Annotated in this window: 6 protein-coding genes; 1 reads left to right on the plus strand and 5 read right to left on the minus strand. The window is 33.8% G+C overall.

Features of this window, described 5'->3' with window-relative positions; genetic code table 11:
* Positions 1 to 50: 50 nt before the first annotated feature.
* Together BWGOE10_RS14585 and BWGOE10_RS14590 are read right to left on the minus strand one after the other, a co-directional pair.
* Positions 51 to 1,502 carry an MFS transporter gene (locus BWGOE10_RS14585; RefSeq protein WP_070143737.1) on the minus strand — a complete coding sequence of 484 codons (1,452 nt, stop codon included), beginning with the start codon at positions 1,500 to 1,502 and terminating at the stop codon, positions 51 to 53.
* Between the two features lie 303 nt (positions 1,503 to 1,805).
* Positions 1,806 to 3,023 (minus strand): aspartate aminotransferase family protein, encoded by a 1,218-nt coding sequence (locus tag BWGOE10_RS14590; RefSeq protein ID WP_070143709.1) that lies wholly within the window; start codon positions 3,021 to 3,023, stop codon positions 1,806 to 1,808.
* Positions 3,024 to 3,335: 312 nt separating this feature from the next.
* Here BWGOE10_RS14590 and BWGOE10_RS14595 point away from each other — a divergent pair, with 312 nt between their 5' ends.
* Positions 3,336 to 4,715 (plus strand): catalase, encoded by a 1,380-nt coding sequence (locus tag BWGOE10_RS14595; RefSeq protein WP_070143711.1) that lies wholly within the window; start codon positions 3,336 to 3,338, stop codon positions 4,713 to 4,715.
* A gap of 218 nt (positions 4,716 to 4,933) precedes the next feature.
* Here the strand turns inward: BWGOE10_RS14595 and BWGOE10_RS14600 are convergent, their stop codons facing one another.
* The 3 genes from BWGOE10_RS14600 to BWGOE10_RS34030 all read right to left on the minus strand — a co-directional run bounded on the left by BWGOE10_RS14600 (position 4,934) and on the right by BWGOE10_RS34030 (position 8,788).
* On the minus strand, positions 4,934 to 7,570 hold the full coding sequence (locus BWGOE10_RS14600; RefSeq protein WP_070143713.1) for a collagenase ColA: 2,637 nt from the start codon (positions 7,568 to 7,570) through the stop codon (positions 4,934 to 4,936).
* A gap of 487 nt (positions 7,571 to 8,057) precedes the next feature.
* Positions 8,058 to 8,579 carry a hypothetical protein gene (locus BWGOE10_RS14605; RefSeq protein ID WP_070143714.1) on the minus strand — a complete coding sequence of 174 codons (522 nt, stop codon included), beginning with the start codon at positions 8,577 to 8,579 and terminating at the stop codon, positions 8,058 to 8,060.
* A gap of 125 nt (positions 8,580 to 8,704) precedes the next feature.
* Positions 8,705 to 8,788 (minus strand): hypothetical protein, encoded by an 84-nt coding sequence (locus BWGOE10_RS34030; RefSeq protein ID WP_354267861.1) that lies wholly within the window; start codon positions 8,786 to 8,788, stop codon positions 8,705 to 8,707.
* Between the last annotated feature and the right edge of the window lie 10 nt (positions 8,789 to 8,798).

The raw sequence follows: 8,798 nt of genomic DNA on the forward strand, positions 1-8,798 counted from the left end.
TATTAAACTAGGAGTCTTTTTGTGTAAAAGTCCACGTTGCTTTTCAAAATTTATGCTTTTTTCCCTGCTTCAATTTCTAAAGATTCTTCATGCCACCAAAGTGTTTCTTCAGGGTCTTCTTTAGCGATTAGATGTGCTTCTTTCTTCGATTCTACGGTAGGATAAGATCCTTTTAGTGCACGTCCTGATGTTGTAACAAACAGTACACTAAATACAACTAATCCAATTACACTCACACCTGTTAAATAAAATGCTGGTGCGAGCGGGTTACCAGTCGCATGAACTAAGTATGAACATACGAGCGGCGTTGTCCCGCCAAATATAGATACAGAAATATTAAAGGAGATAGAAAGTGCACGATAACGTACATCGGTGAAAAAGAGTGCTGGTAATAACGAAGGCAATGTTCCTTCATAAACACTAAGGAAGAAACCTAAAATGAAAATACCCGCAAACATGGCTACAATATGTCCGTTACCAATTAATAAAAATGCTGGAATTGAACATAATGCTAAACCAAGTAAACCAATTTGTACTACGCGCTTATTACCAACTTTATCACTTAATTTACCGAAATAAAGTGCCAGTGGAATCATAAGTGCCATCGTAATTGAAATAATTAATAAGCCAGTTGTTTCTTTGACTTTTAGTACTTGCGTTAAATAAGAAGGAATATACGAAAGGATCATATAGTTTGTAATGTTAAAGAAGGCTACAATTACTGTGCTTAATAAGAAGTCTTTTTTGTGATATTTTAATATATCCATAAATGAAAATTGTTCGTTGTCTTCAGATTCCTCTTGTGCTTTTTCCATCTCTTCAAAAATTGGAGATTCATCTAAATGACGTCGTAAGTATAAACCGACCAAACCAATTGGTGCAGCAATTAAGAAAGGAATACGCCATCCCCAGCTGAGCATTTGCTCATCTGTTAATAATAACGTTAAAATGGTAACAATTACCGAAGCAGCAATGTAACCTGAGAGTGTTCCAATTTCAAGACCACTACCGAGTATACCACGCTTTTTATCTGGAGAAGATTCTGCGATATAAACCATTGCTCCTGAATATTCGCCGCCTGTAGAGAAGCCTTGAATCATTCGAGCAACTAAAAGTAGTATTGGTGCCCATACACCAATTTGTTCATAGGTTGGTAGTAATGCGATGAATAATGTAGAAAGTGCCATTAAAATAATAGTTGTACTTAAAACAATCTTTCGGCCATACTTGTCTCCTATTCTACCAAAGAAAATACCTCCAATTGGTCGAACTAGAAAGGCCGCCGCAAATGTACCAAATGTTAGTACAAGTTGCAAACCACTATTATTCACACCTGAGAAGAATAATTGACTTAAAATTACCGCTAAATACGCGTATAATCCGAAGTCAAACCACTCCATTGCATTCCCAATGCCAGTAGCAACAACTGCTTTCCTCGCTTGTTTAGGATTGACAATATTAACGTCTTGAGGTTCAAAATTTAAATCATTATTTTGTTGCATATAGTAAAACAGCTCCTTATTTAATTTAACTTCTTTAAGCACACCTTCTCTTACTAGAATAAATTCAATACGAAGCACTTAAGGAAAAGCAACGTCTCCTTATCTGTTATTATTGTTTCACATAATTAATTATTTGTCCAATGAGATGCTCTCTAAGTTAAGTAATTTACTATTTTAAAAAGCTGAAAAAGGCGCTATACGAGTACCTTTTTCAGCTTTTTTATTTTAATATATAAATTTATTTTTTCACCTCAATTTTCTTCCTATTTGAATTAAAAATAAGGTGCTTTTTCATAAAGATTTTTAAACATTTGCTATAGCTGATAAGCTATGAATACAGGAGATAAACTCATAAATAAATGCATCAATTTCTTCTTTTGTAATTATATATGGAGGAAGTAAACGGATGATGTTCCCTTGTGTAACATCAACTAACATCCCTTTCTCCATTAGCTCTACCTGTAATTTCTTCACATTTTCATTCGTATCATTCAAACTAATTCCAAACATCATGCCAGCATGACGTACTTCCTGAATATAATAAGAATTTTCTTTCTGAATTTCTTGCAATTTATCATTTAAATATAGCGACGTTTCATACGCATCTTGCATTAAACCATCGTCAATCAATGTTTGTAATACCGTTAAACCTAAAGCCGTTCCCATGGATGAATGAGCAAACGTTGTGCCGTGATCTCCTGGTGAAAATACATCACATAACTTTTCACCTACAATAATTCCACCTAGCGGTATCCCGCCTCCTGCTCCCTTACCAATTTGAATAATATCTGGTGTAATATTGAAATTTTGATAAGCAAATAGTTTACCAGTTCTCCCCATACCACTTTGAACTTCATCAACGATAAGTAGTACATTATATTTCTCACATAAGTTTTGAACACCATGTAAATATTCACCTGATAAAGGATAGATACCGCCACTTCCTAATACAGGCTCTAGCATAATCGCAATTGGATTTTCTTTAACAATTGTTTCTTCTAATTGCTCTATATTCTCGCGCTCTACTTCATATACAGGAATCGATGTTTTAGGGAAATTTTGATATACACTTTCTTGTCTCGTGAAATGAAGTGCCCCTAACGTCCGCCCGTGGAAACTATTCTTCAGCACTACGATTCCTTCACGTTCTTCATGCGTATTATCTCTATATTTATCAATTAATTTCAACGTTGTTTCTGTCGCTTCTGTACCAGAGTTTGTAAAAAATACTTTTCCATTTTTTAAAGAGTAATCAACTAATTTCTTTGCATACTCAATCGCAACTGGGTTTAAAAAATGAAAAGGAAGATGCAACGATTTCGTAACTTGCTCCATTGTCGTTTGCACAATTTTAGGGTGATTGTATCCTAATACGTTTACTCCTACACCGGAAAACAAATCTAAATACTCTTTACCATCCACATCATAAAGTTTACAACCTTCTCCTCTTTCTATCGCAACCTCTGTACGACAATACGTAGGCATCATATATTCTTTATCTAATTGAGACCAATCCGACATGTTCAATTCCTCCTAGTTATTTTCCCTGTTTTTTAATGTTCATTATCTATAAAGTCATTTTTAAATTAATTTTTAAGATTGAAATTCTAATTCTAATAGTGGTGGTTTTCTTCCACCTCTTTAATAAAACGTGTTATTTCTCTTCCCGATATTCATTTTTTCATAATTTCTTCTATTTCAACAGGTCCACTGCATGTACGTTTTTTTCTTCTAGCGGTATGTTACTAATTTGAACTTTGTATGTAATACATAATCAAGGCTAAAAAATCATATTTAGTAACAATCGACGAAAAAAATTTGGAGGAAATATCAATGAATGAAAAATATGATAAACAGAGGCAACCTTTATTAGGAGAAGATTTTAATAAAAATCGAGAACTTAATGAGCCAGCTAAATTTCACTCTCAAACAGTTGGTTCACGTGGACCTGTTCTCAAGCAAGATAGTGTACTGCACGAGACATTACAAGAATTTATTCATGAAAAAATTTTAGAAAGACCTGTTCATGTAAAAGGATTTGGTGCATTCGGTTATTTTCAAACGATATATTCGATGTCTGAACATACAAAACTGAGCTTTTTACAAAATTCAAACGAGAAAGTTCCTGTTATGGTTCGGTTTTCATTAGCTGTTAGTACGAAAGGAACACCTGATACTTCTAGAAATGTACGCGGTTTTGCTACAAAATTTTATACAAAAGAAGGTATTTTCGACCTTTTATGCAATCACATTCCTGTCTTTTCTGTTCGTGATCCGATGCATTTCCCTGAGACTATTCAAGCATTGTTGCCCTCACCTAAAAATAACTTATTAGACCCTAATAGATTTTGGAGTTTTGTCGCTAGAGCACCTGAATCCATTCATTTTGTTGTCCGTTTATTCTCTGATGCTGGTACTGCAAAAAGTCTTCGCCATATCCCAGGACATAGCGTAAATACATACGTTTGGAGAAATGCTGAAGGTAATCGAAAGTATATAAAGTATCATTGGTATCCATTTGAAGGTGTACAATACATTACTAGCAAAGAAGCAAATAAACTAGCTGCCGAAAATCCTGATTATAGCGGGAAAGATTTATACGATGCAATTGCAAATGGTAAGCCAGTAGAATATGGTTTATATGTCCAGCTCATGGATCCGAAAGATGAAGCACATCTTTCTTATGACCCTTTAGATGATACAAAAATATGGGATGAATACGCGTATCCTCTCATACCAGTCGGCAAAATGGTATTAAATAAAAATCCTGAAAATTATATGGAACAAGTAGAAAAAGTCGCCTTCTCCCCTTCTAATTTACTAGATGGCGCTGAATTATCAGATGATAAAATGTTGCAAGGACGCGCTAACATTTATAGCGATTCTCAAAGAAGAAGAATTGGACCCGAATTTCGCAAATTAACGATTAACCAGCAACAAGATTGGACACCCGCTAATCAAATAACAAGCGGTGATGGAAGGTACGTTGAAGGTAAACTTGAAAGAACTTCTATAACGAAACAGGATGACTTTACGCAGGCTGGTGAATTTTATACGAAGTTAAAACCGATAGAAAAAGAACATCTTGCCGAAAACTTAGCTAGTGATTTGAAAGTTATATCCGATGATATTAGAAAGATAGTTTTGGGGTATTTCGATCAAGTATCAACTGATTTGAAAACAAGCATTGAAACAAAAATGAAAGAGCATTAAGAAGATTAAAACATGCTTTGCGAATGAGAATTCAAATCTATATTAATTATTTTCTTGTCAAAATCCAATGAGGTTATTTAATTTAAAAATATAAAGCCAATATACCCCTGTTCTATAATTAGAACAGGGGTATATTGAAATAGTTTAATGTTTAACATTAAATACTTTACTTAGCTAAAAAATGCAATAAGTAGCCTTTCAAAACAAACTATAGTAATTTATTTTACTTGCACTGTATAATTCCCTGTTCCACCGCCATATTTATATACACTTAAGTAATATTTCCCTGGCTTCGCATTATAATTTCCTAGCAATTTGTTTCCATCACGTTTTGTTACATAAGTTACATAATTATCTAAATCTGATTCAGAATATAACACCCAGTTCAGTCCAAGGTTTTGTTCGTTCGTAACGATAATTTGTAAATCTTTTGGATCCTTTACATCGATAACAAATCTGTCAACTTGATCTTGATCACTTAAGTTCCCTCTTAATAACGTGTTCAAAGATAATGGATTCGCTGCATCAAATGAATTATTTGGTTCTTTTTCTACAGCAGTACCTTCTTCTGTATTCACTCCGCTAAATACAACATCATATTCAAATTGTCCAGCGTCATTGACACGATAATTTACAAAATAAGCAGTCAATGTTTTGTATCCACTCCACTCTTTTTCTGATAGATGTTTCAGCATATCATTCGTTGCTTGGTTCATCACTTTCCGGTCTTCAATTTCTCCTTTTGCTGCACTTCCTGTATATGTTCCCTGTAGTGTGAATGTATTAAAGAATTGTGATTTATTCTTTGTTAGCTTCACATTTTTTAACTTTGCTTCATTTGTGATATCTGACGCAACATCTGAAAGCGGCTTTGGTGCGTGCTGTGCTAAATACTCATCTGATACTTGTGGAATTGTATACTTATCACGATTATCAATAAGCATTTGCATATAAGATTGGTAATCTTCATTTAATTTATTATCTTTGCTTAATGTAGAACGGTATGCATCGTAACTTGAAACATCATTAGCACGAATTAAATCATGCACTTTATCGAACATTTCAGGACGGTTATTATACATATATGATTGCAATGCAAACGAATAGTTATAAAAATCCCACGTTCCATATTTCGCATTTAATGTTTGTGCTGCTGTATAACGTTTCGCAGGGTCATAAGACAATCCACCAATTATGCTTTTTCGTGGTACTACACTGTCTAATCGCGTTGAACCTGCAAAGAACTCCGCATTTCCTTCTTCAAACCATGTTAAACGTTCATTTTGATACATTTCCCCTTGGCCCCATAATCCCGGAACCTCGTATCTTCCCTGTAAATAGTGTGTAAATTCATGGCGGAACAATTCTTCCAAACTATAAATACTTTGCTCTGGTGTACGTTCATATGTAAAGAACGTTCCACTTCCTTCAATGTAAATCCCACCATTATTCGTTTCATAACCATACAATTGACGGTTAAATTGATATTCGTCAGGACTATTATAGATGACCATCGTTAACACATCATCAGCATGTCCACTTTCAAGTGGTTTATCACTACCAACTGTACGATAAAATTGAGAACGCACTTCTTTTGCCGCCCAGTATAGACGTTTAATTTTCTCTTCGCTGACTTTATCCCCTGCTTTAAAGACAATAGCTCCATCATCAAACGTATACGTTTTCGGTAAATATTTCTTTTTACCCTCTTCTCGAATTTGATCTAAATTTATTGTTTTTCCGTTCGCATCTACTCCTCCGTAATTTGTAGTAATTTGTTCTGCTGCAACAAAATATTGCTCCCCTAAATATGGATAAGTTCGCATTGCATCAGTAACAACTTGCTGTCCTTTTGTTGGTGTACTATGAAGCTTACCCAATCGGCCAGCGTAGTAAAGTCCATTATTAATTAACCATCCGTTTTTATCTGTTACAGTACCAATTAGTGCAAAACGATTTACTTCATTAATAAAGTTATCAATATTTCGATACCACATCGTATCTTTTGGCTCTTTTCCAGTCGTGTACATATCCGCCTGAATATCAAAGTCAATTCCCTTCATCAACTCATAAATAGCGTCTCCTTTCGTGGAGTCTTCAATGAAAGTTGCAAGATTATCGTTATATTGTTTAAAAATTTCACCTGCATATAAAACCGTTTCAACATCAGCCGATGCATTTCCAATTAATTTTCCATATGATGAAATAACTTTATTTTGTTCTGATGTACCAAGTTTGAAATTCGGATTTTTTGCAATTGTTTTTAAAGCCGGTAAACATTTATCATGGTAGCTACGCTCATTTAGTTTGCTTAATTCATCATTGTAAAAACCTAAATAAAATGCTGCACGTAGAGCTTCTACTAATGTTTCAATCCCTTTTGAATCATCTTTCGTATAAGTTTGACCTTGTTCTGCTAGTTTATCAATGATTGCTTGCATTCGACTATCATCTTGATAGAACTTGAGACTATCACTATTAAACTGAAATAACTCCGGGATTTGATACCATTTAATCGTCACAAGAAGATCAGTTAATTGTTTGTTGCTTAATTGATTTAGTTCAGCCATCGAATACTTTTTCTCTTCAGCTAACTGTTTTACGTTTTCATTCGGCGCTAGCGGACGTTGCGATAAATCCGCTAATTTTAATCGTTTTGTAAAAGATGCATTTTCTTGTACTTTCGAAGAGTGCGCCAACTCATCAACGGATTTCTGTATTCCTACCGGCTCCATTTGTAGTACATTTTTCACATTTTTCTCTTTTGTCTCTGCTTGAATTTGCAAACCATTACATGATATTGTCACTAGTCCAACACCAAGAATCAGCTTAGAAATTTTTGAATATTTAACCATACCGTTACCCCCTAATAATTTGAAAGAAAATTCTGAATTTAAAAAGCAGAACATTCTTATTTGTATGTATTTACAGTTCCGCTATAAATACAAGTAAGATCAATGATGCAATAGTAGCTTGTTTTATACTATTACGAATACAGATTCCTTAAATACAATTCCCCTTCCTTAAATTTAATACAAGCAAAAACTGTGCCAATGATATTTCTTATGAATAGCCAACATTCTTTTATTAATACTGTAGAATAAAATATACATAGATGGTTCAGCAATGTATAAATCTTTTGACACAAACTCCTCTTTTTACGATGAAGGATTCGTCGAAAATTATTTTTGCATTAGCCAGCAAATAATTTTCAACTAAACCCATTCAAAAAGGTAAATAAACATATTACAAATGGATAATATGTTTATTTACCTTTTCCTATTTTATATAGATAACAAGCTATCGGTTGATAAAGACAACATTAATTAGCATTTTGTTACATCATTTTATATTATGGTACTCATTTTTCTTTTTCAGATAATCTTTTTCACATTGTAACGTTCTGTATTCAACGATTTTCCCTTGCTTCTTTTTCGTTTCGGTAACGATCCATTCCCCTTTTTCAAGGTTTAGGTGTTTCATTACATTAGTATCGTCTATCTCTTTATAAAGTAAAAATGCTTCTTGCGCCCTCACAAACAACCTAGGCTCTCCTCTATATCCACCACTATCATAAATTTTAGTTAGCGAATTATAATAAGAATCATCACCCCGCCCACCATACATCAAATGCGCAGCCTCTAGGTCTCTTTTACTGACTTCCATAAAACTATTTTCATCAATATTTAAATTAAACGTTGATTTTATGTCATTCATTATGTTTTTCACATACTTTTCATCACGTATTTTACTTTCTTCCAGACAATCCGAAGACAAGCTTGGTGCATTTGACTGAGAATGTACCACATGCTGTATAGATAGGCACAAAATAAATACACTTAAAACATACAATAGTTTTTTCATATTTAAGTATCACCTCAAATGATTTAGATACTATATTATTTGAGGCTCACGATATTCTTATACTAAGCATGAGAAAGGACCTATAAAATGGACTTATCCCTGTCAAGTAGACAATATTAAAAAGACTAAGCAGCCATCGAGATTCGATATTCTATCGGAGCTCGGTGGTTGAGTCGTTTTTGGAACCGTTTATAGTTATAAAAATAAATATACTCTTCA

It is taken from the genome of Bacillus mycoides, assembly GCF_001757995.1.
Taxonomy (GTDB): domain Bacteria; phylum Bacillota; class Bacilli; order Bacillales; family Bacillaceae_G; genus Bacillus_A; species Bacillus_A mycoides_B.

Bases quoted from the DNA above. Each gene is read 5' to 3' on its own strand.
- BWGOE10_RS14585 (WP_070143737.1), bottom strand. From the start codon at position 1,502: ATGCAACAAAATAATGATTTAAATTTTGAACCTCAAGACGTTAATATT.
- BWGOE10_RS14590 (WP_070143709.1), bottom strand. From the start codon at position 3,023: ATGTCGGATTGGTCTCAATTAGATAAAGAATATATGATGCCTACGTAT.
- BWGOE10_RS14595 (WP_070143711.1), top strand. From the start codon at position 3,336: ATGAATGAAAAATATGATAAACAGAGGCAACCTTTATTAGGAGAAGAT.
- BWGOE10_RS14600 (WP_070143713.1), bottom strand. From the start codon at position 7,570: ATGGTTAAATATTCAAAAATTTCTAAGCTGATTCTTGGTGTTGGACTA.
- BWGOE10_RS14605 (WP_070143714.1), bottom strand. From the start codon at position 8,579: ATGAAAAAACTATTGTATGTTTTAAGTGTATTTATTTTGTGCCTATCT.